The sequence below is a fragment of the Streptomyces sp. NPDC040622 genome, assembly GCF_055593965.1.
Genome location: NZ_JBVIXD010000010.1, coordinates 244,789 through 269,775, shown reverse-complemented (window position 1 = coordinate 269,775; position 24,987 = coordinate 244,789). Strand labels below are relative to the sequence as shown.

General features: G+C 71.0%; 22 protein-coding genes and 2 pseudogenes. 8 read left to right on the top strand and 16 right to left on the bottom strand.

Annotated features, from left to right (window positions below; all coding sequences use genetic code 11):
• Positions 1-264: 264 nt before the first annotated feature.
• Complete coding sequence (locus ACZ592_RS29125; RefSeq protein WP_471584623.1) at positions 265-1,935, bottom strand: alkaline phosphatase D family protein; 1,671 nt, start codon at positions 1,933-1,935, stop codon at positions 265-267.
• A gap of 127 nt (positions 1,936-2,062) precedes the next feature.
• Complete coding sequence (locus tag ACZ592_RS29120) at positions 2,063-2,716, bottom strand: HNH endonuclease family protein (RefSeq protein WP_471584622.1); 654 nt, start codon at positions 2,714-2,716, stop codon at positions 2,063-2,065.
• 787 nt (positions 2,717-3,503) lie between these two features.
• Here ACZ592_RS29120 and ACZ592_RS29115 point away from each other — a divergent pair.
• Positions 3,504-4,178, top strand: a complete 675-nt coding sequence (locus tag ACZ592_RS29115; RefSeq protein WP_471584621.1) for an HAD family hydrolase — start codon at positions 3,504-3,506, stop codon at positions 4,176-4,178.
• A gap of 270 nt (positions 4,179-4,448) precedes the next feature.
• Here ACZ592_RS29115 and ACZ592_RS29110 read toward each other — a convergent pair whose 3' ends face one another.
• The gene (locus ACZ592_RS29110) at positions 4,449-4,616 is read right to left on the bottom strand and encodes a peptidoglycan-binding domain-containing protein (protein ID WP_471584620.1); all 168 of its coding nucleotides are present in this window, start codon (positions 4,614-4,616) and stop codon (positions 4,449-4,451) included.
• 91 nt (positions 4,617-4,707) lie between these two features.
• On the opposite strand from ACZ592_RS29110, the gene ACZ592_RS29105 reads away from it, so the two are divergent.
• Positions 4,708-5,019 carry a hypothetical protein gene (locus ACZ592_RS29105; protein WP_471584619.1) on the top strand — a complete coding sequence of 104 codons (312 nt, stop codon included), beginning with the start codon at positions 4,708-4,710 and terminating at the stop codon, positions 5,017-5,019.
• Positions 5,020-5,773: 754 nt separating this feature from the next.
• Positions 5,774-7,900 (top strand): MDR family MFS transporter, encoded by a 2,127-nt coding sequence (locus tag ACZ592_RS29100; protein WP_471584618.1) that lies wholly within the window; start codon positions 5,774-5,776, stop codon positions 7,898-7,900.
• Between the two features lie 106 nt (positions 7,901-8,006).
• Here ACZ592_RS29100 and ACZ592_RS29095 read toward each other — a convergent pair whose 3' ends face one another.
• The 3 genes and pseudogenes from ACZ592_RS29095 to ACZ592_RS29085 form a co-directional block, all read right to left on the bottom strand.
• On the bottom strand, positions 8,007-8,546 hold the full coding sequence (locus tag ACZ592_RS29095; protein ID WP_471584617.1) for a GNAT family N-acetyltransferase: 540 nt from the start codon (positions 8,544-8,546) through the stop codon (positions 8,007-8,009).
• 123 nt (positions 8,547-8,669) lie between these two features.
• Positions 8,670-8,873: pseudogene (locus tag ACZ592_RS29090) on the bottom strand (antibiotic biosynthesis monooxygenase family protein); the annotation flags it as partial.
• A gap of 96 nt (positions 8,874-8,969) precedes the next feature.
• Entirely contained in the window at positions 8,970-9,182 is a 213-nt protein-coding gene (locus tag ACZ592_RS29085) for a hypothetical protein (protein WP_471584616.1), read from the bottom strand.
• A gap of 115 nt (positions 9,183-9,297) precedes the next feature.
• Between ACZ592_RS29085 and ACZ592_RS29080 the strand changes: the two are divergent.
• Positions 9,298-9,459, top strand: a pseudogene (locus ACZ592_RS29080) (IS5/IS1182 family transposase); the annotation flags it as partial.
• A gap of 692 nt (positions 9,460-10,151) precedes the next feature.
• Here the strand turns inward: ACZ592_RS29080 and ACZ592_RS29075 are convergent.
• A complete protein-coding gene (locus ACZ592_RS29075) occupies positions 10,152-10,706 on the bottom strand; it encodes an ATP-binding protein (RefSeq protein ID WP_471584615.1) in 555 nt (184 codons plus the stop codon).
• Between the two features lie 162 nt (positions 10,707-10,868).
• Here ACZ592_RS29075 and ACZ592_RS29070 point away from each other — a divergent pair, with 162 nt between their 5' ends.
• Positions 10,869-12,221, top strand: a complete 1,353-nt coding sequence (locus tag ACZ592_RS29070; RefSeq protein ID WP_471584614.1) for a tetratricopeptide repeat protein — start codon at positions 10,869-10,871, stop codon at positions 12,219-12,221.
• Positions 12,222-12,317: 96 nt separating this feature from the next.
• On the opposite strand, the gene ACZ592_RS29065 is transcribed toward ACZ592_RS29070, so the two are convergent.
• From ACZ592_RS29065 to ACZ592_RS29045, 5 genes are all read right to left on the bottom strand, one after another.
• The gene (locus ACZ592_RS29065; RefSeq protein ID WP_471584613.1) at positions 12,318-12,530 is read right to left on the bottom strand and encodes a hypothetical protein; all 213 of its coding nucleotides are present in this window, start codon (positions 12,528-12,530) and stop codon (positions 12,318-12,320) included.
• 960 nt (positions 12,531-13,490) lie between these two features.
• The gene (locus tag ACZ592_RS29060; protein WP_471584612.1) at positions 13,491-13,808 is read right to left on the bottom strand and encodes an antibiotic biosynthesis monooxygenase family protein; all 318 of its coding nucleotides are present in this window, start codon (positions 13,806-13,808) and stop codon (positions 13,491-13,493) included.
• A gap of 70 nt (positions 13,809-13,878) precedes the next feature.
• Positions 13,879-14,385, bottom strand: coding sequence for a hypothetical protein (locus ACZ592_RS29055; RefSeq protein WP_471584611.1), 507 nt, complete (start codon positions 14,383-14,385; stop codon positions 13,879-13,881).
• Complete coding sequence (locus ACZ592_RS29050) at positions 14,378-15,061, bottom strand: hypothetical protein (protein ID WP_471584610.1); 684 nt, start codon at positions 15,059-15,061, stop codon at positions 14,378-14,380. The genes ACZ592_RS29055 and ACZ592_RS29050 overlap by 8 nt, the downstream gene beginning before the upstream one ends.
• Positions 15,062-15,269: 208 nt before the next feature.
• Positions 15,270-15,674 carry a DnaJ family domain-containing protein gene (locus ACZ592_RS29045; protein ID WP_471584609.1) on the bottom strand — a complete coding sequence of 135 codons (405 nt, stop codon included), beginning with the start codon at positions 15,672-15,674 and terminating at the stop codon, positions 15,270-15,272.
• Positions 15,675-15,786: 112 nt separating this feature from the next.
• Here ACZ592_RS29045 and ACZ592_RS29040 point away from each other — a divergent pair, with 112 nt between their 5' ends.
• Positions 15,787-16,179 carry a hypothetical protein gene (locus ACZ592_RS29040; protein ID WP_471584608.1) on the top strand — a complete coding sequence of 131 codons (393 nt, stop codon included), beginning with the start codon at positions 15,787-15,789 and terminating at the stop codon, positions 16,177-16,179.
• Positions 16,180-16,219: 40 nt separating this feature from the next.
• Here the strand turns inward: ACZ592_RS29040 and ACZ592_RS29035 are convergent, their stop codons facing one another.
• Positions 16,220-16,897: an O-methyltransferase gene (locus ACZ592_RS29035; protein ID WP_471584607.1), complete on the bottom strand. Its 678-nt coding sequence runs from the start codon at positions 16,895-16,897 to the stop codon at positions 16,220-16,222.
• 167 nt (positions 16,898-17,064) lie between these two features.
• Between ACZ592_RS29035 and ACZ592_RS29030 the strand changes: the two genes are divergently transcribed.
• Positions 17,065-17,616 carry a serpin family protein gene (locus ACZ592_RS29030; RefSeq protein ID WP_471584606.1) on the top strand — a complete coding sequence of 184 codons (552 nt, stop codon included), beginning with the start codon at positions 17,065-17,067 and terminating at the stop codon, positions 17,614-17,616.
• 103 nt (positions 17,617-17,719) lie between these two features.
• Here ACZ592_RS29030 and proP read toward each other — a convergent pair whose 3' ends face one another.
• On the bottom strand, positions 17,720-19,099 hold the full coding sequence (gene proP / locus ACZ592_RS29025; RefSeq protein ID WP_471584822.1) for a glycine betaine/L-proline transporter ProP: 1,380 nt from the start codon (positions 19,097-19,099) through the stop codon (positions 17,720-17,722).
• 484 nt (positions 19,100-19,583) lie between these two features.
• Between proP and ACZ592_RS29020 the strand changes: the two genes are divergently transcribed.
• Complete coding sequence (locus tag ACZ592_RS29020; RefSeq protein WP_471584605.1) at positions 19,584-21,647, top strand: bifunctional glycosyltransferase 87/phosphatase PAP2 family protein; 2,064 nt, start codon at positions 19,584-19,586, stop codon at positions 21,645-21,647.
• On the opposite strand, the gene ACZ592_RS29015 is transcribed toward ACZ592_RS29020, so the two are convergent.
• Both ACZ592_RS29015 and ACZ592_RS29010 read right to left on the bottom strand, forming a co-directional pair.
• Positions 21,598-23,256: a hypothetical protein gene (locus ACZ592_RS29015; protein ID WP_471584604.1), complete on the bottom strand. Its 1,659-nt coding sequence runs from the start codon at positions 23,254-23,256 to the stop codon at positions 21,598-21,600. The two genes, ACZ592_RS29020 and ACZ592_RS29015, sit on opposite strands and share 50 nt — an antisense overlap.
• 183 nt (positions 23,257-23,439) lie before the next feature.
• Complete coding sequence (locus tag ACZ592_RS29010) at positions 23,440-24,684, bottom strand: cytochrome P450 (protein ID WP_471584603.1); 1,245 nt, start codon at positions 24,682-24,684, stop codon at positions 23,440-23,442.
• Between the last annotated feature and the right edge of the window lie 303 nt (positions 24,685-24,987).

Genomic DNA, 24,987 nt, shown 5'->3' with positions numbered 1-24,987 from the left:
AGCGTGACTCCCGGGGCATAGAGAACGCTGGAAGCGGATGGTCCGCATCATCATGCCGCCGAGGGCTCCCTCGCCGAACCCCGGACGGAGGATCCGGATTCCGGTGTGGGCTGTGTCACGTCAGGGTGGTGCGCAGGGTGTGAACAGGGGGTGTGAGGCCTGTGCGAGAGCGGTGTGCGGGGTCGGTGGGGTCGGTGTGGTCTGTCCGAGGAGGGGCGGATCGGTGCGGTCTGTCCGAGGGGGGGCGCACGGTCTGCGCGCGGGTCACGAGAGCCGGGTCGTCTCCGCCGTCTCCAGCTGTACGTCCCCGCCGCGCGAGGCCCGTGCCTGGTCGAGGCGGAGCAGGGCCGAGCGGCCGCGCAGCGTCAGCGTCATGAGCTGGTTGCCGAACCAGGGCCCGCCCGTCCTGTGCCAGTCGATGCCCGCCTGCGTCACCGAGCCGTGCCGCGCGAAGCGCCGCCCGAGGGCGCGTCCCACGCGGCTCCAGCCGAACCGGAAGCCGAGCCTGATAGACGCGGGAATGGAGTTGTGGACGGGGGAGCAGGTCAGCTGGAGGACCCGGGCCTCGGGCCCCTCGCCCGGGGGCCAGCTCGGCTCGGCGATGTAGGCGTGGTGGACGTCGCCGGAGAGTACGCAGACCGTCGCGGGGGCGTCCGCGCCCGCACCGGCCTCCGCGATCAGCGCGGTGAGCGCCTCGAAGGAGGACGGGAAGGCGGCCCAGTGCTCCAGGTCGGAACGCCTGCGCAGGTTCTCGCCGAAGCGGGCCCAGCGCTCGCCGCGCTCACCCCGGCACAGCGCCGCGTTCCACCCCTCGGCGTCGTGGATGAGATGGGGCAGCAGCCAGGGCAGAGAGGTGCCGACGAGGAGGTGGTCGTAGCTGCCAGGGCCCTCCAGTGCCTGCTCGCGCAGCCAGCGCGCCTCGTCGGCGTCGAGCATGGCGCGCTTGCCCTCCTCCAGGACGCGGGCCGCGCGGGTGTCGACCATCAGCAGGCGTACGCGTCCGAAGTCGCGGCGGTAGCTCCAGCGGGTGCTGGTGGGGTCCGCGTCGGCCGCGGCGGCGAAGGCGCGCAGCGCGTCGGTGCCGTCCGGGCTCGCGCACACGGACGCGTAGAGGGCGTCGGCCGCCAGCTCCTGCGGGCGCAGGTTGCCCAGGTGCTGGTGGACCCAGTACGACATCAGGCCGCTCAGGATCCGCTCACGCCACCAGGGCGTCGCCCGCATCTCGGCGAGCCAGGAAGAACTGGTGTTCCAATCGTCTATCACGTCGTGATCGTCGAAGATCATGCAACTGGGCACGGTGGAGAGCAGCCAGCGCACCTCGGGGTCGAGCCAGGACTCGTAGTAGAGGTGGGTGTACTCCTCGTAGTCCGCGACCTGGGCGCCCGGGGGATCGGTGAGGTCCCTGCGGGCGGCGAGCCAGCGCTGGGTGGCCTTGGAGGTCTGGTCCGCGTACACCTGGTCGCCCAGGAGCAGCAGCACGTCCGGGCGCTCGGCCGCCGGGTCGGCGGCGATGCGGGCCGCGAGGGTGTCCAGGGCGTCGGGCCCCACGGGGTCGTGCTCGCCGGAGGGCGGCGCGGCCCAGCGGCAGGAGCCGAACGTCACGCGCAGCTCGTCGTCGCCGGCCAGGGACGGGGTGCGGATGGTGCTCGCGGGGAAGGGTGAATCGGGCAGCGGCCAGACGGCGACTCCCGCGCCCTCGCCGGGCCGCACCTCCTCGCCGAGCCGCACCTCGTACGCCGTCTCGGTGCCGGGGGTCAGCCCGGTGACCGGGACGAGCGCGTAATGGTGGCCTGCGACCTGGAAGGTGCGCGCCGAGCCGCGCGCGCCGTCCGCGCACCGCACCTCGGCGGTGCAGGGCCGGTCGGCCTCCACCCAGACGGTCGCCGTCGAACCGTCGACGTACCTCAGCAGTGGACCAAGGCGCAGCCGTGCCACAGGTGATCACCCTCCTCCGTCGCCCCGTAGGGTACGGAACGTCGGAGGGGGGTGGGCCGGTTCCGGGATATCCCGGAGGCGGACAGCCCTAGCGGGCCGGTGCCCGGCAGCCCTTGCGGGCCGGTGGTCAGCAGCCGTTGAGGATCGAGGTCAGGGTGCTCTTCTCCTCGGTGTTCAGGCTGAGCTTGTAGTGGTGCTTCACGTCCACCCACATGCGGGCGTAGTAGCAGTGGTACGAGGTGGTGGGCGGGAGCCACTTGGCCGGGTCCTTGTCGCCCTTGGCCTGGTTCACGTTGTCGGTGACGGCGATCAGCTGCGGCCGGGTCAGGTCGTTGGCGAAGCCCTCGCGCTGTGCCGTGGTCCAGCTGTTGGCGCCGGACTTCCAGGCCTCGGAGAGCGGCACGACGTGGTCGATGTCGAGGTCGGACGCGGCGGTCCAGGTGCCGCCGTCGTAGTCGGACTTCCAGTGTCCGGAGGTCGCGGCGCAGCTGGAGTCCTGCTCGACGTCGGTGCCGTCGCGCTTGAGGACGACCTCACGGGTGTTGCAGGCGCCGGACTGCGTGCTCCAGTGCGGGAACTTGTCGCGGCTGTAGCCGTCGGAGGACCCCTCGGCCTTGACCGTGAGCTCCCCGAGGTAGGTGCGGGCCGTTGCGGCGCTGACCGGGGCCGGGGGAGCTGCCTGGGCCGGGGTGCCGGTGAGGAGGGTGGTGGCCGTGGCGAGGACGACGGCCGCGGCGGCGATGGTGGGGCGGGCGTGTCGACGCGCGTAGACGACGGACATGTGAACTCCCTTTGTGTGGGGGGAAGTTGACCGGTGGGGCGGTCATGGTTGCCTGGTGGAGTTACCCGTGGATGTGCAGCTGGTGACAGGGTCGCGTCAATCGGGTGCCGACTTCAAGGGTTCTGGCGCAGTGTCATGAATGTGTCGTGGGGCGGCAGTTGTGCGAGCGCGGGCCGATTTACGCCGAGGTGGTGTGGTTGATGCTGGTCGGGGCGGGTGTGCGCCGGGGTGGGACGGGTCCCGACTGCGCGTGACGGAGGGGGAGTTGGGGTGGTGGCGGCGTGGTGTGTGTGGGGTTCGGCGTCCGCGGCGCCCTCGGCGGGCCGCTGCTCCTGCCGCCTTCCTCGCCGCCACTCGTGGAGAGTGCGTGCCGCCGAACGGGGTGCCGTCGGCCTCACCGCGAAGTGGCCGCCGTCCCTTCTGGGGCTCGGGGCCGGAGCGGGGCGGCCGTACGGGGTGCGGGCGGGCTCATGGCCGGGTGCCCTGCTTCCGCGCGGGCGTGAACGCGGACGGGGGCGCGGATGGGGATGCCGATGCGGGCGCGAACGTGGGCGGTGTCGCGAACGTGGGCGGTGTGCGGGCGTGGGCGCCGACGAGGGCGCGGCTCCGGAGGTCACCCCGCCCGCGAGTGGTCCCTTTTGGGGTGCTTGGGTGGTGTGACCTGCGGCGTTGGCTTTTGCGGCCCAGGTTTTGTACCGTGCAGGAACAAAGTGGCTCCGCCCGTAATCCCTGACCGGCGGGCGGGGCTGCCTTGATCTTTCGCCGCCTCTGCGCTCTGGAGCACCCGATGACGGCCACGACCGCCGCCCCCGTTCTCACGACCCGGGCCGTCCTCCTGGACATGGACGGCACCCTCGTCAACTCCGACGCCGTCGTCGAACGCTGCTGGCAGCGCTGGGCGGCACGGCACGGGCTCGACTTCGACGAGGTCATCAAGGTCGTCCACGGGCGGCAGGGCTACGCGTCCATGGCGGTACTGCTGCCGGACCGCCCCATGGAGGAGAACTACGCGGAGAACCGCGAGATGCTCGCCGCGGAGACCTCCGACATGGACGGCGTCGTACCGGTGCCCGGCGCACCCGCGTTCATGGCTTCACTGGCCGAACTGGGCCTGCCGCACGCGCTCGTGACCTCCGCCGACGTGCCGCTGTCCACCGGACGGATGGCCGCGGCCGGTCTCGCGCTGCCGGACGTGCGGGTGACCGCGGAGAGCGTGGGCGCCAGCAAGCCGGACCCCGAGGGGTTCCTCAAGGGAGCGGCGGCACTCGGCTTCGAACCGGCGGACTGCGTGGTCTTCGAGGACTCCGAGGCGGGCATACGCGCCGGGCAGGCGGCCGGCATGCGGGTCGTGGGCGTCGGTCCGAGGGCCGCCCGGTTCGGCCCGACGGTGCACGTCGAGGACCTGTCCGGGCTGCGGGTCGAGGACGCGGGCGACGGTTCGATCCGCCTGACGTTCGCCTGATCCCTGCACTCGGGCCAGCAGGTCCCAGCAGGTCCCAGCAGGTCCCAGCAGGTCCCAGCAGGTCCCAGCACCCGGGCCCGGCTGATCCCTGTACTCGGGCCCAGTTGCTCTCCGAGCCGGGCTTACCGTCTGATCCAGTCACTCGGGCCCAGCTGACCCTGCACCCGGGCTCGGCTGATCCCTGCACCCGGGCCCGGCTGATCCCTGTACTCGGGCCCAGTTGCTCTCCGAGCCCGGCTTCCCGTCTGATCCAGTCACCCGGACCAGGCCTCAGGGTTCCCTCGTCTCCGACTCCAGGCTGCGGCGCGTCTCGTCGCCGTACTCGCCCCGCTCGTCGGCCCTGAGTCCGCGGGCCCACTGGTAGCGGGTCACCGCCTGGGTGACCTCCGCCGTGTAGTCGCCGTCCCGCTTGCCCACGTACAGGTACAGCTGTGCCAAGCGGTCCTGCAGTTCCGCGACCCGCGGCCCCTCGTCGCCCTCCCGCAACGTCGCCCCGGCCGCCCTGCGGGGCGGTGACGGTGACGGTGACGTGCCGACCGATCCCGTCGCCCGCGCCGTCGGCGGCGCCGGGGGCGCGGAGGCCGGGGGCGAGGGGCGCGTCGGCGTGGTGGTGGGCGAGGGTGTCGGACTCGGTGCGGCGGGGCGCGTGCGCGAGCGGGACACGGACGGCTGTGCCGAGGGCGGCGCGGGCTTCGTCGGGTCCGCGTACGCCGACGCCGGGTCGGCCGGCAGCGCGCGGTCCCGGGCCGGCCTGTCCGAGGCCGACGACAGCAGCCCCATCGCGAAGACGGTGGCCGCGGTCACGGCCGTTGCCGCGCCCACCCCGGCGAGCAGTACGTAGACGCGTTTGCGGGCCGGTCTCCGGCCGTGCGCGTCCTGGGAGTGCCGGTCGTCCTGGCCGTCCACACCGTTCTCGCCGTCCACGCCGTCCACCGCGTCCGGCGCAGATTCGGACGCCCCGCCCGATCTCGATCCCGATCCCGCACCGAAGCGGTGTACGTCCGCAGCATCCGGCGGCGGACCGCCCGCACCGGCGAGCGGCAGAGGCGCCAGAGGCGGCAGGGGTGCCAGAGGCGCCATAGGCGGCACAGGGGCGGTGGGCGATGGGGAAGCCGGCGGGTCCGTCGCCTCGGGGTCCGGCAGCGACACGTAGGGCCGTATCCGCAGCGGATCGAAGTCCGACGCGGCGGCCGCCTCCGCCGACCGCGTCCGGGTCGCCGCTCCGCGTCGGCGTCGGCCGTGCGCCGGGCGCAGCCGCACGCCGCCGCGTTCCCCGGCTCACGCACGGCCCCGCACTGCGGGCACCGCGCGCCGTTCCGCGGGCCCCGCGCGTCCTGACGTCCGTCCGGTGTGTGTTGTGCGTCCGGTGCGTCCTGTCCGGCCATCGGCCGTCCCTCCCCTCATTCGTCGTCCCGCCCGCCCCGAGAGCTCCAGCGATTATGCAGACCCTCGCTTCAACAGGCCATAACCGCAGACACGGACCAGGATGGAGAGGGTAGGCCCGCCACAACAGGGTGAAACGGCCCGAGACGGCGGACCAGGCCGGACCTCCGGACCTTCGGGAGCGGACCCGGCAGGACCCCCAGGAGGTGTCCATGACGCAGGACGTCGGCGCCCGCCCCGCGGAGCCGGACCCGGAGCCCGAGCCGGTGCCGGGCGCGGGCGGCAACGGGCACCCCTTGGTCAACACGCCCCCCTCCGTCAACACGCACCCCTCCGCCAACGGACATCCCTCCGGCGGCGTGCTGGTCTCCATCGGTGCGCTGCTGCTCGGCATGCTGCTCGCGGCCCTCGACCAGACGATCGTCTCCACTGCGCTGCCGACGATCGTCAGCGACCTCGGCGGCATGGACCACCTCTCCTGGGTCGTCACCGCGTACATGCTGGCCGCGACGGCCGCGACCCCGCTGTGGGGCAAGCTCGGCGACCAGTACGGGCGCAAGAAACTGTTCCTCACCGCGATCGTGATCTTCCTCGTCGGCTCCGCGCTCTGCGGCATGGCGCAGAACATGCCGCAGCTCATCGGGTTCCGCGCGCTGCAGGGACTCGGCGGCGGCGGCCTCATGGTGCTGTCGATGGCGATCGTCGGAGACCTCGTGTCGCCGCGCGAACGCGGCAAGTACCAGGGCCTGTTCGGTGCCGTCTTCGGCGCGACCAGCGTGCTCGGGCCGCTGCTCGGCGGCCTCTTCACCGAACACCTCAGCTGGCGCTGGGTCTTCTACGTCAACCTGCCCATCGGCGTCATCGCCCTCCTCGTCATCGCCACCACGCTGCACATCCCGGTGCGCGACACCAAGCACACCATCGACTACCTCGGCACCTTCCTCATCGCCTCCGTCGCCACCTGCCTGGTCCTGGTGGCCTCGCTCGGCGGCACCACGTGGGCCTGGGGTTCGCCGCAGATCGTCGGGCTCGCGGTGCTCGGCGCGGTGCTCGCCGTCGCCTTCGCGGCGGTGGAGCGCAGGGCGGCGGAACCGGTGATCCCGCTGAAGCTGTTCCGGATCCGCACCTTCACGCTCTCCGCCGTCATCAGCTTCATCGTGGGCTTCGCGATGTTCGGGGCGATGACCTACCTGCCGACGTTCCTGCAGGTCGTGCAGGGTGTCAGCCCGACCATGTCGGGCGTGCACATGCTGCCGATGGTGGTCGGCATGCTCCTGTCCACCACGGCGTCCGGCCAGATCGTCAGCCGTACCGGACGCTGGAAGGTCTTCCCCGTCGCGGGCACGGCCGTCACCACGCTGGGCCTGCTCCTGCTCCACCAGCTGAACGAGAACAGCGGCACCGCCGAGATGAGCGCGTACTTCTTCGTCTTCGGTCTGGGTCTCGGCCTGGTCATGCAGGTGCTCGTCCTCATCGTGCAGAACGCCGTCAGCTACGAGGACCTGGGCGTGGCCACGTCCGGCGCGACGTTCTTCCGCTCCATCGGCGCCTCCTTCGGCGTCGCGATCTTCGGCACGGTCTTCACCAACCGGCTCGGCGACAAACTCACCGACGCCCTCGCGGGGCGGCAGCTGCCGCCCGGCCTGAGCGTGAACGCCCTGGAGGCCGACCCGCGCGGCATCTCCCGCCTCCCCGCCGACCTGCGCCCCAGCGCCCTGCACGCCTACGCCTCGTCGATCACGGACGTCTTCCTGTACGCGGCGCCGGTCGCCCTGCTCGCCTTCGTCCTCGCCTGGTTCCTGCGCGAGGACAAGCTGCGCGCCTCGGTCACCGCGCCCGACCCGACCCAGACGCTGGCCAGCAACCCCGTGGAACGCTCGTCGTACGACGAGTGCGCGCGGGCGCTCTCCGTGCTGGGCACGCGCGAGGGCCGGCGCGCGGTCTACGAGAAGATCACCGAGCGGGCGGGGTACGACCTGCTGCCCGCGTCGAGCTGGCTGCTCCTGCGCATCGCCCGGCACGGCTCCGTCGAACCCGGCGTGCTCGCCGAGCGCACCACGGTGCCGCTGACGGTCGTCACGGCGGCCGCCCGCCAGGTCGAGGAACGGCACCTCGCCGAACGGCAGGGCCTGGAGATGACCCTCACCGCACGGGGCCGCGAGGTCGCCGGCGGTCTCGCCAAGGCCCGCGAGGAGTCCCTGGCGGAGCTGCTCGGCGACTGGTGGGGCCCGGACAGGCCCACCGACCTGGTCCAGCTGGTCGAGGAGCTCAGCGCCGAGCTGTGCGGCTCGGAGTCGGAGCGGCCGCACAACGGTTCGTCGGTGGTCCGCGCGGCCTGAGCCGGTCCCGCCTGACCCGGTCCCGCCTGACCCGGTCCCGCCTGAGCCGGTTCCACCTGACCTGGTCCCGCCTCGGCCGTCCCGGCCTGCGCCGGCCCGCCGGGGCTCACCTCGCGGCGGGACCTCCGGCGAGCTCCTTGGCGTACCAGCGCTCGGCGTAGGGCCGTACGGTGAGCGGCTCGGTCTCCTCGTACCCGTGGCGCGTGTACAGCGCGCGGGCCTCCACCAGGTCGGTGCGCGTGTCGAGGATGACGCGCCCGGCCCCGAGCGCGCGGGCCGCGTCCTCGGCGGCGGCGAGCAGTACGGACGCGCCGCCCCTGCCGCGCATGTCCTCGCGCAGGAAGACGCGCTTGAGTTCGGCGGTCGCCGCGTCCAGGAGCCGCACACCCGCCGTCCCGGCGGGCTCGCCCCCGTACCGCGCGACGAGCAGCACGCCGTCGGGCGCGGCGAGATCGGCGCCCGTCTCCGCCGCGACCTCCCGCTCCAACTCCTCGGGGTCGGTGGTACGGCCTTCGTGGAGCAGGTACCAGCGGTCGCTGACCTCCGTGTAGTACGCACGCCAGAGCGCGGCGGCGACGGGGGAGTCGTACGCCTCCGGGGCGACGGTCCAGGACGAGGTGCGAGCGGTGGTGGCGGTGTCGTTCATGACGTCATTCTGAGCCGGTGCGGACACCGCCCCGCAAGTGAATTGCGCCCGGGACAGCTCAGAACGGCCCCGGGCGGCCACTCTCATGCCGCCCCTCGTCCGGACCCGGGCGACTGTCCGCAACTACCCCTTGGGGGCGGCCTGCTGGACGACCTCGAAGGACCACAGCGAGGACCTGCCGACAGCGGGCTTGGGCCGCTCGCCGCCGCCCTCGCCGCCACCCTGGTGAGCGGCCTTCATGGGCCCCTCCACCCACGCCTGGAAGGAGGCCTCGTCGCGCCGGCGGGTGTGGATGAGGTACTGGTCGGCGCCTTCGACCGGGCACAGGGTGCGCGGATGACCATTCGCAGCCTGAGCGATGACGTCTCAGCACCGAGGGAGCCCTGATCACCTCACGCAACCACGCCAGCAAGGACGTCTCGATCAGCCCCAGTTGCTGTCCATTGACGTCGAAGCGATCTCCTGCGGCCCCTCGACCATCGCCTCGCCGCCGGGATAGTCGGTCGCAGGCGTCTCAGACGCAGGCGGCGTACCCCGGTTGGGGTCAGCGTGCGCTGCCGAGGCACCCCCCAGCGCAAGGACCGCCGCAGCAGCCACCGAGCAGGTTGCGATGCCGAAAACGCGCAACTTCTTCATGATCTCTCCGTCCAGTAGATCTTCGCGGCTACGTTACGTCCAACTTTTCTGTGGTCAGTCGAAGTTGAGGTAACTCGACAGATGGTGTCGCGTATCGCACGCTGAGGGGGAGGCATCCGACCGGCTCGGCCACCATCGCCGGGTAGTCGAACGCACGATGTCCTGGCTGTCCGGCTGCCGCCGCCTCCACCGCCGTTACGAACGCAAGCCGGAACGCTTCCTCGCCTTCACTGCCATCGCCGCGACCCTCATATGCCACCGCCGGCTCACCAACTGAAATGACGCATCAGTCCCTCGCGCACAGTGGGGAGACCTACAGGGGCAGAGCTGGGCTGTTCTCGTGCGCTTGTCCACGGACGAGGGCGAGGACGACGAGGAGCCGGTCGCGGAGCCGGGGGCGCCGGGGAGAAGGCTCGACGCCGAGGCCCGATGGCGGGCCGCGACATCGAGGGCGCGCCTGCGGTGCGCCGGGCCGCCATGGCGCCTCGGTCGGGCGTGCGGCGTGGCCGTGGTTCCCGGCCGGTCTCCCCGCGGTCCGAACCGCAGCGCACCAGAGGGGGCGAGACGTTGCCTGGCCGTCCCTCCCCGGGGCCGCTCACAGGGGCTGGGGGGCGACGGCCTCCGAGGCTTTAGGCAGCTCCCATGGGGCGAGCCTCGCTCCCATGGGGCGAGCCTCGAAGAACAGGGGGCCCATCGGGCACACCGGCGGGCAGGTCCAGTACCTGCCTGCTGCGTCGAGACCATCGCGCAGCCCGTCTTCACCCGTGCCGGCCACCTTTCCCACCTCTGCCGCTTCTGTCTCACGGATCATCAACTTCCTTGCGCCGGGGCAGAGATGCGGCACTGCGGTCCCCGGTACCACCAGGTACCGGGGACCGCAGTGTGCCCTTGCCGGACCATCCCGGTTGCTGCCAGGCGCGGGGGGTGGTGCGGGCTCGGTATGTGGTTGGGCGGATGGTGCGGCAAGCTCTACGTCACGCTGTCGGGGTTCCCGCCGTCGAGGTCGAAGCGGCACCACACGGTCTTGCCGCCCACCTCGCCCGGCTCGTACCAGACGAAGTCGACGAGACGATGCACGATGAACAGGCCCCGCCCGTTGTCCGGCAACACCGCTGCGGATAACTCGCCGGCCAGTTCCGGGGAGACGAACTCACCCACCGGCAGGTCAGGTGGCGTCGAGTCCTCGTCGGCCACCCCGATGAAGAGCCACTTCGGCCACATCTTGACGACGACGTCGATACGCCGCGCGGCGCCGGGCCGCGCCAGGCATCGGTCCGGCACTACGTGGTGGATGACATTGCCGACCAGCTCCGACACGACAACGCGCGCGTCATCCAGGAGTGGAGTGAGCCCCCAGTCCCGGAGGCATGTGCTCACCATGGCGCGCGAGCCGCGCACACAGTCCGGAGACTCAGCGAAGAGCGTCAGCGCGCGGAAGCGCCCGCCAACCGGTATCGGCTTCTGATCATGAAGTGTGGGGGCTGGGGAAAGTCTCGCCAGGCCTCTGCTGTGCGGCGCGTTCATGGCACGATCCACCATCCTTGGCTCGTGTCTGCCGAGGTGTTCCGGCAGGGTGGACAGAGGGTGCACCTTCTTCGCCGCTTGCCGCTCCCCCCTCTCGGGGACCCCCGTCGTGGGTACACTCGCCGGACGGAGACGGAAGGTCAGCCACGATGGGGAAGTGAGATGGCCGAAGTTGCTCCCACTCCGGCGGCACTGCCGCCGCATGTGGTGGAACGTGCCGACGTACGTGCGGCTGTCGCCAACCACGATTTCGGCGAGGTCTTCAGGCTCGCCCGGCTGCACGGAAAGATCAGCTACGCCAAGATCGCCGAAGCCGTTGGCTGCAAACGCGAGCACATCGGCAAGATGGCCCGGCCCGAGACCGACGGCAAGGGCGTGCGCCCGCGGATCACGCAGCACCGCAAGATCCTCGAAGTAGTGGACGCTCTGCGTATCCCTGGCCATCTCGCCGGGCTCACTCCGCGACCGTGGGAACGTGAACGCGGCACGAACAACTCTCCGTCGGTAGACCCAAGCACCCTGCTCGCGCGAGGTGGCGCCGGGCTGTGGGACGTCGCGGAGCTGCTCCGCCGGACTGAGATGTCCGACATCAACAGCGCGGCCCTGGAGTCGATCGAGCAGGGCATCGACCAACTGGCGCGCGCGTACCCCTACGCCGACGCCGATCATCTCCACGAGCGCACCCGCAACGGCCTTCAGTACATCACCAAGCAGCTCGAAGGGCGGATGACCCTGCGCCAACACAGGGAACTCCTCGTCGATGCGGGATGGCTGTTCCTGCTGAACGCGTGCGTCCAGTACGACCGAGGCCAGCGGGAGGCAGCGAACCTCAGCAAGGCAGCCGCACTCAGGATCGGCGATGAGGCCGGCCACGGTGAGATCAAGGCATGGGCGTGGGAGATCGAGGCCTGGTTCGCCCTTACGCAGAGCCGCTGGCAGGACATGATCGATGCCGTCGAAGCAGGGCATGCTGCCGACCAAACGCACTCAGTGGGCGTGCAGTTGTACGCCCACAAGGCACGCGCCGCCGCACGCATGGGCGACGCTCGCCTGGTCCGCGATTCCTTGGACGCCGGACGCGCGAGGTTGGACCGGCTGCCTCGCCCGGACCACCCGGAGCATCACTTCATCATCGACCCCGACAAGTGGGACTTCTACGAGATGGACGCCTATCGGCTGCTGGGGGACGACGAGCGCGCCGCCAAGCACGCCCGGTCGGTGGTCCAGATCAGTACAGGCCCCGACGGGACCGAGATCTCACCCATGCGAGCAGCTGAGGCCCGCCTCACGCTCGCAGTCTCCGCCGCCCGGACCGGGGACATGGAGCAAGCAGTGGGTATGGGCACTGCGGCGCTGGGGGCCGACCGCAAGTCGCTGCCCTCTTTGCTCCTGGTCGCCAACGAGCTGGACAGGGAACTCCGGTCACGGTACCCACGGGAGGCCGCCTCCCGCGACTTCCACGAGCAAATCTTGACCATCACGCGAGGCCGAGCATCAGCAGAACTACCGTTCTGAATCCCCTGGCCTCTGCCTGTATCTATGCCCCCTGTGCGGCAGCGGGTGGGGCGCCACTGCCACCGGGTATCGAATCACGTCACATCGCTGGATGGCTTACTTCTCCGAAAAGAAGGCGTTGAGTAGGAGTTCGGCGACAACTAGACCCATACCGGCGATTCCTCCTGCGGCCGCACTTTGATAGAGGAACGCCACCACGACCACGACGGCAGCAATAGCAGCCGGTTCGGGTACATCTTGTCTTGTTGCAGCAATCGCAATCGCCGCGACGATAACAGCCGTGACTGATAGGCGAAGCGCCTCACCCATCCGGTGCGGCTTCTTGAGGTCGCTGTCATCCAGAAGCGCGCCAACCGCCCCTGAGGCGTACCGTTCGCTAATCGTCAGCGCCAGGCGCCCTAGGTCCCGTGCTGCCTCCCTCGGGTCTCTGTCCAATTGGGCTTCGGCAGCGCGCAGTGCCGCCACTACCTGAGCCGCATGGGTCTTGGCTGGACCCTGGCGTCGCGAGAACATAGGCACAGTCCCCCGTGCGATCCGCGCCCCTCGCACTCGCGCCACGGGCAGTCTCAGCGATACGGAACTCAGGTGTCGATCTCGGCTGTCAGAGGAACGTGCGACATTCGCACACTGGTTGATCAGGTCAGCCCAGACGTTTACGCGCTCGAAGGTAAAACCACCCGCGCCAAAAGCCCTTGCGGTGGATGCAAATAGAAACCGAAGAGGGTGCGCCAGTAGAAGTAATGCGACCCCGGCGGTACCTACATCACCCAAGACCGACTCTGTCAGGTCCTTCGAATCGTTGTAGTACGGAACCTGCGCGGCGAGCTCGTCGGCTCTCTTCACGTAACCCGAGAGCCCAGCCCCGACAACTCGAAAGCAGAGGAGGGTGAACGCGGTCCATAGTGCCCACGCTCGTACTTGACGCTGATGATACCGGCGCAACGCCACCCGCACGGGCCCAGGGACCGGGCCAATGTCAAGGAATTCGGCATCTTTGCGCAGCTTTTGTATCGCCTCATCCGCCTGCCGCCGATGTCGTGCGGCCAGGCGAGCCCCCATCCATCCCATCACTGAACGATCATTACACCCCAGGCCCAGGCAGATGTTGTCGTTCTTGCAATTCCCCTTGCTGTGGCTATGCCGACCAAGCACTCGGCGAGAGGCGCTGTGGTCCATCCTTCGCTCTCGTGAGCGCTACGTCCTGGCACAGCGACAGCAACGCCCCGCATCCGGAACGAAGTTGGGTGCGGGGCACGCTCGCCAGCGGAACTATTCGCTCTTGGGCGCTGCCTGCTGGACGACCTCGAAGGACCAGACCGAGGAGCCGCTCGCGGCCGGCTTCGGGCGGTCGCCGCCGCCCTGGTGGGCCGACTTCATCGGGCCTTCCATCCACGCCTGGAACGACTCCTCGTCGCGCCAGCGGGTGTAGACGAGGTACTGGTCGGTGCCTTCGACCGGGCGGAGCAGCTCGAACCATTCGAAGCCGTCCGAGTTCTCGACGGAGCCCGCGCGGGACGCGAAGCGCTTCTCCAGGATCTCGCGCTGTTCGTCGGGGACGGTGAGGGCGTTGATCTTCACGATGCTCATGCCGCCATCCTGCCGTACCGGGGTGTCGGGGCCGCGTGAGCCCCGGCACCCCGGGCGGAGGAGGGCGGGCTCACAGGCGCAGCAGGCGCTCGGCCGTCTCGCGGTAGTCGCGCAGGGCCAGGCGGAGTTGTTCCGTGTCGGCGGCGGAGGCTTCGGCGGCGGAGGGCCCGGCGGGCGGGACGGCTTCGGAGGGCCGGACGATGCCGGTGGCCGGTGGTGTTCCCGTGGGAGCGGGTGTCCCGGCGGCCGGTGGTGCCTGGGTGGCGGGGAACTCGCCCGGGGCGCCGGGCGGGACGGCACCGGGGGCCAGGCTCTCTCCGTGGGCGGCGCTCTCTCCGCGGGCGGCGCTCTCGCCGGGGACGGCTCCGGTGGCCGCCGGGGACTGCCAGGTCGTGCGCAGGGTGCGGCGGCGCTCGGCCAGCGTGTGGGTCAGGTCGGTGATCGTCTCCTCCAGGATGCGGTCCGCGCTCTCGACGGCGGCACGCGGGCTGTCGACGAAGCCGTTGACGGCGTTCTGGAGGCGTGACGTCAGCTTGTCGCGGGCGTCGGGCGGGAAGAGTGCGGACGGCTCAGCCATGCTGGACTCCCTTGGGGGTGATGCCGGTCGAGCGCTTGTGGGTGCTGTGGTCGCCGGTGCGGGTGGCGCCGGCGTCGGCCTGCTGCTCGGCCACCAACGCCTCGAAGAGCGCCCGCGCCTCTATCAGGGCAGCACGCAGATCCTCGGTTTCGGCACCTGCGGGGGCGACTTCGCCGGCCCTGCCCGCCTCGGTGCCAGCCACGGTGCCCGTCGCGCCGAGCGCCGCGCGGTGCACCTTGCGGTAGCCGTGGACGTGGTGGGCGTGGTGCACGGAGAGCGCCTCGACCTGGTCCTCGTAGTGGCCCGCGTCCGGGAAGCCGCGGGCGCCGGCCAGTTCGGCGATGAGCCGGTCAGCCTCGGCCACCGCATCGCGCGGGGAGTCGACGAAGCGCTCCTGGGCGACGGTCCAGCGGGCCGTGTACTGCTCGCGCGCGGCGGGGTCCAACGGCCGTGTCCGCAGGGAACCGTGCCGCTTCACTCGCTCGCCGAGGTCGCGCTCGGCGGCCTTGGTGTCGCCGTCGTGCCGGGCGACCGCACGGTCGTACTCGGGCCCGAAGCGGCGCCTGAGGCCGTGCTTGCCGCCCGTACCCTGCCGCCTGTTGTTCAGTACGGCGACGGCGGCGACGGCCAGGACGACGACGACCACGATCAGAACGATGATCATGACTGTGGACATGGGCGGGTGCCCTCTCGGCTTGGGGATCGGCCTGGGGGCGCGAGACCCGGAAGGCCTCGGCACCCGTTCCCCAGAACGAGTTGCCCGGAATCGGTCCGCCAAACGGCCCGTCAAATGGCCCGTCAAACGGCCCGTCAAACGGCCCGCCGGACGGCTCGCGCGCGGAGCGGGCCGTCCGGGAGAGGAGGCGTGGGGGAGCCCGCCGGCCTCAGGACGGGTGGCGCTCCCGCCAGTCGTGGGCCACTTCGTCGACGTCGTAGGGGACGAGACCGAGCGGAGGCCCGGTCGGCGGGGTGCGCAGCGCCGCGCGGATCTTCTCGTTCAGCTCGGTGACGAGCTTGCGGGCCACGCGTTCGGAAGGGGCGTCGGCCGCCGCGGCGAGCGTGTCCTCGGCCTCCTTGCGCAGGGCGAGCGTCGGGGACAGGTAGGAGAGGCCCTCGTGGGCCATCTTCCCCTTGATCCACCACATCTCGTCGTACGTCGGATCGGGGCCCTCGGGCAGCGGCTTGCCCTTGCCCGGCAGGGAGGCGAAGTCTCCGCGCTCCTCCGCCTCGCGGATCTGCTTGTCGATCCAGGACTCGAAGTTGACTCCAGGTGGCTTGCGCTCAGTCATGGGGGCATTGTCCCAGGAGGCCGTGCGGCCTGCGCGGGAGGCACTTAGGATGCGGCAGCGCGCGACACACCAACCACGCTCGCGCCGTCGCGAGTTGAAGGAGCGTACCTACGTGCTTGAGCTGACCATGGCCTCGGATTCCGGGGCGGACGCGGGTGCGACCGCAGGCCTGCTCATGGCCGAGGCGCCGAGCGAGCCGGGCACCGTGCTGCGGGTGGGGCGCGACCGGAGCGTGTGCCGTCTGGTGACGCCCGACGACTGGCTGTTCGTGTCCCGTACGCATCTGGAGTTCCGCTGCGGACCCGACGGTTCCTGGTCCGTCGGCTGGCTGCGCGGCTCGAACCCCGATCCGGCCTCCGAGGTGCGCGTGGTGTCCGACGGCGCGACGCGGCCCCTCGCCTACGGAGGGGTCGCGCCGCTCGCCAGGGGCGGCTCCGGAGAGGTCGTCATCCAGGACAGGTCGGGCCCGCGGAGCGTGAACGTCGGCTACTACCACGAGGTGTGAGCCGCGCGGCCCCGCGGTGCGCGGGGTGCGGTGGGAACCGTCAGGCGAGTACGCGGGCCAGCGCGAAGCCGTCGTACCCCTTGGTGCCCACCGTCTGCACGGCCGTGGCGCTCAGCCTGGGGTGCTCCGCCATGAGGTCGAGCGCGGCCCGGGTGCCGAGGACGTCCGGGTCGGTGCTGGTGGGGTCGGCGACGGCGCCGCCGCGCACGACGTTGTCGAGGACGATGAGGCTGCCCGGGCGGGTGAGCTTGAGCGACCACTCCAGGTAGTGCGCGTTGTTGGCCTTGTCCGCGTCGATGAAGACGAGGTCGAAGGGCTCGGGGTGCGCCGCGTACTCGGCGCCGAGCGCGGTGAGCGAGTCGAGGGCCGGGCCGACCCGGACCTCGGCGATCTTGTCGAGTCCGGCGCGGGCGAGGTTGCCGCGGGCCACGGCGGCGTGCTCGGGGCTGTACTCCAGGGAGATGAGACGGCCGTCCGCGGGCAGGGCGCGGGCCAGCCAGATGGTGCTGTAGCCGCCCAGGGTGCCGATCTCCAGGATGCGGCGTGCCCCCAGGGTCTGGGCGAGGAGATGAAGGAGCTTGCCCTGGTTCGGGGCGACGCCGATCTGGGGCAGGCCGGCCGCGTCGCTGTCGCGCAGGGCGGCGGTCAGGTCCTCGTCGGCGGGGGCGAGGAGGCCGGTGAAGTAGTCGTCGACGGAGTCCCACTGCTGCTGGTCCATATGGCTGCCACGTTCCCTTCGACTGCCTAGTTAGTTTCGCTAAGGAGCTTACGGTGGGGCGGCGGAATTGTCAGTGGCGGCTCGCATACTGGGCCGGTAATGGATGTTGGTGGCGGACGGCGGATCCTTGGGTCCGGCTGACGGTAACCAGGTGACGGGTGCCGGCCGTGTCGGGGGACGCGTGGGCGGTGGACGCCGGCACGGCGGGTGCGGGAGCGCGCGTCGTCGAGATGCGGTGTGCCACGCGCGGCGGGGTGCCGCCGGTGCGGGTCCGCTGCGTCCTGGGGGAACCGGGCGCGGGACCGGCCGCGGTGCTGCCGCTCGCCTGGGCGCCGCGCGAGCGCCGGTCGGCACTCGACGCCGAGCGGATATCCATGGCCCTGCCCCGCCTCACCCTGCGGACGCGGACGGACGCGACCGATCAGCCGGCGGCGCTCGGCGTGCGCCGGGCCATGAGTGACGCGGCCGACTTCTCCGGGATGTCACCGCACCCGCTCGCGATCTCGCAGGTCGTGCAGGAGGCGGTCGTGAAGATCGCGGAGGAGGGGGTCGAGGCGGCGGCGGTGACGGCGGTGCCGATGCGGCCGGGCGGCGCGTACCGCCCGCAGCGCGTGGAGCGCATCGCGTTCGACCGCCCCTTCGGGGTGGCCGTCCTCGACGCCACGGGAGAGGTCCCGCTGTTCACGGCCTGGCAGGCGGGGGTGCCGAGGGAGGGGTAGGTAGGGAGGGGCAGGGGGTAGGGGGGGCGCCACAGAGCCTCACGAGGTGGCCGGGCGCAACCGCCGGGCCCCCGCTACGCGCCCCGCAGCACCCGCGCCTCCGCTACGCGCCCCGCAGCACCCGCGCCTCCGCCTCGGTCTCCACCGCCGGGGGTGAGCCGGGCAGGGGCCTGCGGGCCGATTCCGTCATGTACCAGACGGCGATGCCGCCCACCACGGCCGCCGCCATCATGTAGTACGCGGGCATCATCTTGTCGCCCGTCGCGCCGATCAGTGCCGTCACGATCAGCGGTGTCGTGCCGCCGAAGACGGAGACGGAGATGTTGAAGCCGATGGAGAGGGAGCCGTAGCGGACCTTCGTCGGGAAGAGGGCGGGCAGGGTCGACGGCATCGAGGCCGTGAAGCAGACCAGGAGCAGACCGAGCGCGCCGAGGCCCAGGGCGATGGCCCACAGCGAGCCCTCGCGGATCAGGAGGAGGGCGGGCACGGAGAGCAGGAGGAAGCCCGCGCAGCCCGCGGCGATCACCGGGCGGCGGCCCACGCGGTCGGTGAGCGCGCCCATGAACGGCTGGACGCACATCATCAGCGCCATGACGGCGAGGATGACGAGGAGCCCGTGCGTCTCGTCGTACTTGAGCTCGCTGGTCAGATAGCTCGGCATGTACGACAGCAGCATGTAGTCCGTGACGTTGAAGACCAGGACCAGGCCCATGCACAGCACAAGGGCCTTCCACTGGCCCGTGACCATGTCGCGCAGCCGTACCTTCGGGCGGGACTTCTCGTCCTTGTGGGCCTGCTCCAGCTGGGCGGCGAACGCCGGGGTCTCCTCCAGGCGCATCCGCAGGTAGAGGCCGATCAGGCCCATCGGGCCCGCGATGAGGAACGGGATGCGCCAGCCCCAGGAGAGCAGGTCGTCGGTGGAGAGCAGCGCGGTCATCAGGGTGACCAGGCCGGCGCCGCCGATGTACCCCGCCAGTGTGCCGAATTCCAGCCAGCTGCCGAGGAAGCCCCGCTTCTTGTCGGGGGCGTACTCGGCGATGAAGGTCGAGGCCCCCGCGTACTCGCCGCCCGTCGAGAAGCCCTGCACGAGGCGGGCCGCGAGGAGCAGGACCGGCGCCCAGACGCCGATGGTCGCGTAGGAGGGGATGAGGCCGATCGCGAAGGTGCCCGCCGCCATCATGACCATGGTCAGCGCGAGGACCTTCTGGCGGCCGACGCGGTCGCCGAGCGGGCCGAAGACCATGCCGCCGAGCGGCCGGATCAGGAAGGCCGCGGCGAAGGCGCCGAACGTGGAGAGCAGCTGGGCCGTCGGGTTGCCCGAGGGGAAGAAGACCTTGCCCAGCGTGACGGCGATGTAGCTGTAGACGCCGAAGTCGAACCACTCCATCGCGTTGCCGAGTGCGGCCGCCTTCACCGCGCGCTTGACCATCGCGGGGTCGGTGACGGTGACGTCCTGGGCCTGGCCGCCGCGGGGCCCGGGCAGGTGTGCGTCCGAGGACTCGGGCTTCCGTGGGGCGACGGATGTGGCGCTCGCCAAGGGTTCGCTCGCCTGCTTTCGGTCGACGACAAGGGCGGGGCCGCCCGGTCACCGGGGCGGCCCGAATGCGACCATAGGTGCAAGGGGCATCATTACGGTCGGTGTCCGGGTGGCCGCGCAGTGCGCGAAAACAGCACTTGTCCAGGTCAAACGGCATTTCTGCCGACAGCGGGGACATGGCGGTCATGTGATCTATGTCGCGACCCGGAACCGCGCCCCGGGGCCCGGAGCGTCTTCCTCCATTTGTCCCCCGTGCGTACACGGTTTCGGGCAAGGCGCCCGAAAAGCCGATAGAAAACGATGTGGCTGCCAGGTGAAATGGTGGTTGCGTGCGTCTCTCCTGAGGGGCGCCCGCTCTCGGGTGCCCCCACGCGGCCCTTCACGGACGGGGCCGCAGACATGACGAACGGGGCGGGAGGGCCGACGAGGCGTGGCGAACGTTGAGCACAGGGGACCGGGAAACGCTCTGGGAGCCGGACGGGCCGGCGGGCCCGACGCACGGATGGGAGCGGCCCGCGTCCTCCTCTGGCTGCTCGCCGCCGTCCTCGCGATCCGCCAGGTGGCCGTCGTCCTGCGCACCCCCGAGGGCGACCGCCTGACCGATCTGGAGACCTGGATCGGCCCCGAGGGCGTCCTGCACGTCAACGGTTCCTTCTACGACGCGGACAAGTTCACCGGCACACCGTTCGCGGGGCTCGTCCTCAAACCGCTGGCGCGCGCGGGCGAGCAGGCGCTCGGCTGGGGCTGGACGTTCGGCACGCTCGGCCTCGTCGTGGTGCTCGGCCTGGTGGCCGCCCGCGCCCTGCCGCAGCCGGTCGCCCGCCGCACCTCGCTGCTCGCCGCCCCCGTCGCGATCAGCCTGCTCATCCTGTCGCTGCCGGTCCGCAACACCCTCTACCTCGGCCAGACCAGCATCCTGCCGGTCCTCCTCGTCCTGCTCGGCCTCTTCGTCGTGCGCGGCGAGCGGGCCGGCGGCGTCCTGATCGGTATCGGCGCCGCCCTGCAGCCGACGATGCTGCTCTTCGCCGGGCTGCTCTGGTTCACCGGACGCAAGAGGGCCGCCGCGTCCACCGGCGGCGCCTTCGCCGCCTGCACCGCGCTCACCTGGGCCGCGATGCCGCACGACTCGTGGACGTACTGGATCCACCACCTCGCGGGCGCGGGGCTCGGCGCGAACCCGGACGCCAACGCCAACCAGTCGCTGCACGGCATGCTGCTCCGCTTCGGCCTGGAGGGGCCGCTGGAGACCGGGCTCTTCCTGGCCCTCGGCGTGGCCGTCGTCGTCCTCGGCCTGCGCCGCGCCGTGCGCTACGCGCAGGACGGGCAGCTGCTCCTGGCCGTCGCGATCACCGGCTGCGTCGCGGTCGCGGTCTCCCCGACGACCTGGCAGCACCAGCTCCTGTGGGTGCTCTTCGCGGTGGTCGGCCGGGTCGGCAAGCGCCAGTCGGACCGCTTCATGTGGCCGGTGGCCGTCGTCCTGGTGTCGACGCTGCCCGCCAAGATGATGCTGCCGAACATGCCGGTCACCGAGCCGATCCGGGACAACGTCGTGCTCATCGCGGCGCTCGCCGCGGCCGTCCTGGTGCCGTTCCTGTCCCGCACGCACCCGCAGTACCAGAAGCCGATCCCCACGGACTATGCCGCGCCCGTCCCGGCCCGCTGGAGCCGGGTGCCGCTGCTCCCGTTCTGGCGGCGGGTCCTGACCCGCCCCAACCTCCTGCTCGAACTGCTCCTGATCCGCGTCGGCTACTCCGCGTACCAGCAGGTCAGGCTCGCGGCGACGGGCGGCACGATCTCGGGGGGCCGGGCCACCGCCGAGCAGCACGGCGAGCAGGTCCACGCCATCGAGCGGTTCCTGCGGCTCGACATCGAGCACTGGTTCAACCACCTGACGGCGCGCACCGGCTGGCTCCAGGACTTCTTCAACTTCTACTACACGTCGTTCCACTTCGTGGTGCCGCTGACCGTCCTCGGCGTCCTCTACGTCCGCAGGCCCGCCGACTACCGCTGGGCGCGCTCCGCACTCGGCATCGCGACGGTCCTCGCGCTCATCGGCTTCTGGGCCTACCCGCTCGCCCCGCCGCGCCTGATGCCGGACCTCGGCTTCATCGACACCGTGCACGGCACGCAGGACTTCACCCAGCCCGACTACGGCACACTGACCCAGCTCACCAACCAGTACGCGGCGATGCCCTCGCTGCACTTCGGCTGGTCGCTCTGGTGCGGTCTGGTCATCGCGATCGTCGCCCCCCGGTGGTGGATGAAGGCGTTCGGCCTGCTGCACCCCTTCTTCACGGTCTGCGCGATCGTGGGCACCGGCAACCACTGGGTGCTCGACGCGGTGGGCGGCGCGGCCGTCGTGGGTGCGGGCTTCGGCCTCACCTACCTGCTGTCCGGGCCGCGGGCGCGCCGGGCGCCGGCGGTGGGCACGGGTGCGGCGCCGGTCAGCGGCACGTCGAGGACCGACCTCGTGAAGGACCGTAGCCCGAGCTGATCTCGTAGGTGCCCGGCGCGGGCACCGACAGGCGCGTGAACTCGCCGTGCGGCTTCAGGCACGCCCCCTCGGCGCGCAGCCACGGCGAGTACACCAGCCGCAGGGTGACCGAGCCCCGCTTGGGCACGCGCACCACCATGTTCGACCCGTCGGAGCGCACGACGGCGGCGGGTTCGGAGACCAGCGGCACCGGGTTCTTGACCCGGAAAATCTGCCAGTGCGCGTCCTTCCACACCGGCTTCAGCCACTTCTCGCCGCTCGCCACCAGCGCGGCCTCGTCCTCGGCGAAGCCGTCCGGCTTCCCCGAGGGCAGCACGACGTAGCCGACGGCCCACCGGTCGAGCCAGGCGCGGTAGGTGGCCGCGGAGAACGACCCGTCGTAGAAGAGCCGGCCGCGTTCGATGTCGAGCTGGCGGTTCCAGCCGCGCGCCATGTTCACGTACGGGGCGAGCGCGGTGGCCTCGCGGTGGTTGCGGGTCGGGACGACCTCCACGCGGGTGCGGTTGGCCTCCAGGCGCTCCAGCTCACGCACCACGCCGTGGGTGTCGACCGCCCACTTCGGGACCTTCGTGGAGATCCGCAGGTCGTCGACGGTCTTCTGCGTCACCCAGGCCGAGGAGAGCACGAGCGCCACGATCAGGGTGATCCTGCGCGCCTTGGCGAGGCCGGGGACGAGCAGGGCGGCGAGCAGCACGGCGGGGCCGATCAGCTCCGCGAGCCGTTCGACGTTGGTGCCGATGGGGGAGGGGATGAGATACGTCAGGACGGTCCCGACCGCGTAGACGCCGGCACCCCACCGCACCACCCGCCACTCGCGCGGCCCCGCCAGGATGAGGGCCAGGCTGAACAGCACGGGCGGGAAGATCCGGTCGAAGGGCATCAGGTGCTCGCCGGTGAAGGGGAAGAGCACGGTGGTCGCCAGCACGACCAGGGCAGGCGGCACGATCAGCGCCGCCGAGCGCGCCCAGTCGCGCACGAAGAAGTAGCCCGCGCCCGCCACGACGAGGAAGAGCCCCGCGACCGGGGAACCCATGGTGGCGAGCGCCGCGCACAGCACCGCGACGGTCAGGCGCCGCCGGCCCACCAGGGCCAGACAGGCCGCGAGGGCGAAGGCGAGGCCGAGCGCGAACGTGGTGCGCCCCGAGGCGACGTTGCACCACACGGCGAGCGAGGCGAGCACCGCGGGCCACAGGGGCTTGCGGACGCCGCTGCGCGCGATCAGCGCCGCGACCAGCCAGGCCCCCGCGACACCGGACAGCACCGTCACGGTCCGCACGCCGAGCGCCGCCATCAGGTAGGGCGAGATCAGGCTGTAGTTGGCGGTGTGCATGCCGCCGTACCAGAAGAGGTTGTACGCGGCCGTGCCGTGCTCGGCGGCGAACCTCGCCCAGGCCTGCTGGGCCGCGAGGTCGCCGCCGCCCGTCGCGAGGAACGCCACCCACACGGCGTACAGGGGAAGGGTGGGGAGGGTGGCGAGGAGCGGGACGCGGTGGCGCTCGAAGAACGGACGGAAGGGAAGGTTCCGGCGGGTGGCCGACGCGGGCTCGCTGTCGGACGGGGTGAGCGAGATGTCGGCAGAGACCACGGTCACCGTTTCCGTTCGAGTCATGGGGAGGCAAGGTTCACTTCTCCAGACGCTCCGTGCAACGGAAACGTTGGTTCCGTAAATGTAATTGACCTGATAGGTCCTCTTGGTGACGCACCATCGGCTCAGGGGAGTGGTTCGCGATTCCTCCGGGGGAGGCAGGGGCGGGGCGTGAGAGGGAAGGGCCCCTGCCTCCCTGGAGGCGGGTCAGCGGGTGCTGACCTGGAGCTCCTTGACGCCGTTGAGCCAGGCGGAGCGGAGTCTGCGCGGGTCGCCGGTCAGGTGCAGGCCGGGCATGGCGTCGGCGATCGCGTTGAAGATCAGGTTGATCTCCAGGACGGCGAGGGACTTGCCGAGACAGAAGTGCGGGCCGCCGCCGCCGAAGCCGAGGTGCGGATTCGGGTCGCGGGTGATGTCGAACTTCTCCGGGGATTCGAACACGTCGGGGTCGTTGTTGGCCGAGGAGTAGAAGATCCCGACCCGGTCGCCCTTCTTGATCCGCGCGCCGCCGAGCTCGGTGTCCTGGGTCGCCGTGCGCTGGAAGGAGACCACCGGGGTCGCCCAGCGCACGATCTCCTCCGCCGTCGTCCCGGGGCGCTCGCGCTTGTAGAGCTCCCACTGGCCGGGGTGGGTGAGGAAGGCGTGCATGCCGTGGGTGATGGCGTTGCGGGTGGTCTCGTTGCCGGCCACCGCGAGCAGGATCACGAAGAAGCCGAACTCGTCGGAGGAGAGGTTGCCGTCGCCCTCGGCTGCCACCAGTTGGCTGACGATGTCCTTGGCCGGGCACTCCTTGCGGGCCGCGGCGAGGTTCATCGCGTACGCGACGATCTCCATCGCGGCCTCGGCGCCGATCTCCTCGGTGATGGCGTACTCCGGATCGTCGTACGCCGCCATCTTGTTGGACCAGTCGAAGATCTTGGAGCGGTCCTCCTGGGGCACGCCGATCAGCTCGGCGATGGCCTGCAGCGGCAGCTCGACGGCCACGTTCGTCACGAAGTCGAAGGAGCCGTCGGGGGCGGCGCCGGCCAGCGCGGTCTCGACGATGGACCCGGCGCGGGCGCGCAGCGCGTCCTCCAGCGAGCGGATGGCGCGGGGCGTGAAGCCGCGCTGCACGATCTGGCGGACCCGGGTGTGTTCGGGCGGGTCCATGTTGAGCATGATCAGCTTCTGGACCTCGATCTGGTCACGGCTGATCGTCTCGTTGAAGCGGATGATCGCGGTGTTGAGGTTGGAGGAGAACAGCTCCGGGTGCGTGGAGACGTACTTGACGTCCTCGTGCCGCGTGACGGCCCAGTAGCCCGCGTCGTCGTAGCCGGAGATCCGCGGCGGCTGGGTGATCCAGCGCACCGGTTCCGTCTGCCGCAGCTGGGTGAACTCCGGCAGGGGTATGCGGGCTTGAAGCAGGTCGGGGTCGGTGAAGTCGAACCCGTCGGGCAGCGCTGGACAGGGCATCGGCAACTCCAGGCGTGGAATTCGGCAAGTCCTGAGGGCGAGAGTGCTTCTGACGGTCCATCAGAGGCAGTGGATGGGTCGCAAGGTAGTAACGGGTTCTACAAGAGGCAAGGCTCCTGACGGCATCGTTGCGCAGACTCTCGAAGGGCGTGAAGGGGCCAACTCGTGGCGGACCTGCGCAAGGTGCGTGCACGACCCTTGCGGCGCGGGGGCTCCGCTCAGCAGACTGCTGCACAGAACTAGAACGCGTACTAGTTCCACTCGCGAGCCGCCGGGACGGCTCGCGGGACGTGGAGGGAGAGG

Bases quoted from the DNA above. Each gene is read 5' to 3' on its own strand.
- ACZ592_RS29065 (WP_471584613.1), bottom strand. From the start codon at position 12,530: ATGGGTGAGGCGCTTCGCCTATCAGTCACGGCTGTTATCGTCGCGGCG.
- ACZ592_RS29100 (WP_471584618.1), top strand. From the start codon at position 5,774: ATGACGCAGGACGTCGGCGCCCGCCCCGCGGAGCCGGACCCGGAGCCC.
- ACZ592_RS29085 (WP_471584616.1), bottom strand. From the start codon at position 9,182: ATGAAGAAGTTGCGCGTTTTCGGCATCGCAACCTGCTCGGTGGCTGCT.
- ACZ592_RS29015 (WP_471584604.1), bottom strand. From the start codon at position 23,256: ATGACTCGAACGGAAACGGTGACCGTGGTCTCTGCCGACATCTCGCTC.
- ACZ592_RS29045 (WP_471584609.1), bottom strand. From the start codon at position 15,674: ATGACTGAGCGCAAGCCACCTGGAGTCAACTTCGAGTCCTGGATCGAC.
- ACZ592_RS29115 (WP_471584621.1), top strand. From the start codon at position 3,504: ATGACGGCCACGACCGCCGCCCCCGTTCTCACGACCCGGGCCGTCCTC.
- ACZ592_RS29070 (WP_471584614.1), top strand. From the start codon at position 10,869: ATGGCCGAAGTTGCTCCCACTCCGGCGGCACTGCCGCCGCATGTGGTG.
- ACZ592_RS29075 (WP_471584615.1), bottom strand. From the start codon at position 10,706: ATGAACGCGCCGCACAGCAGAGGCCTGGCGAGACTTTCCCCAGCCCCC.
- ACZ592_RS29050 (WP_471584610.1), bottom strand. From the start codon at position 15,061: ATGTCCACAGTCATGATCATCGTTCTGATCGTGGTCGTCGTCGTCCTG.
- ACZ592_RS29120 (WP_471584622.1), bottom strand. From the start codon at position 2,716: ATGTCCGTCGTCTACGCGCGTCGACACGCCCGCCCCACCATCGCCGCC.
- ACZ592_RS29035 (WP_471584607.1), bottom strand. From the start codon at position 16,897: ATGGACCAGCAGCAGTGGGACTCCGTCGACGACTACTTCACCGGCCTC.
- ACZ592_RS29055 (WP_471584611.1), bottom strand. From the start codon at position 14,385: ATGGCTGAGCCGTCCGCACTCTTCCCGCCCGACGCCCGCGACAAGCTG.
- ACZ592_RS29060 (WP_471584612.1), bottom strand. From the start codon at position 13,808: ATGAGCATCGTGAAGATCAACGCCCTCACCGTCCCCGACGAACAGCGC.
- ACZ592_RS29095 (WP_471584617.1), bottom strand. From the start codon at position 8,546: ATGAACGACACCGCCACCACCGCTCGCACCTCGTCCTGGACCGTCGCC.
- ACZ592_RS29010 (WP_471584603.1), bottom strand. From the start codon at position 24,684: ATGCCCTGTCCAGCGCTGCCCGACGGGTTCGACTTCACCGACCCCGAC.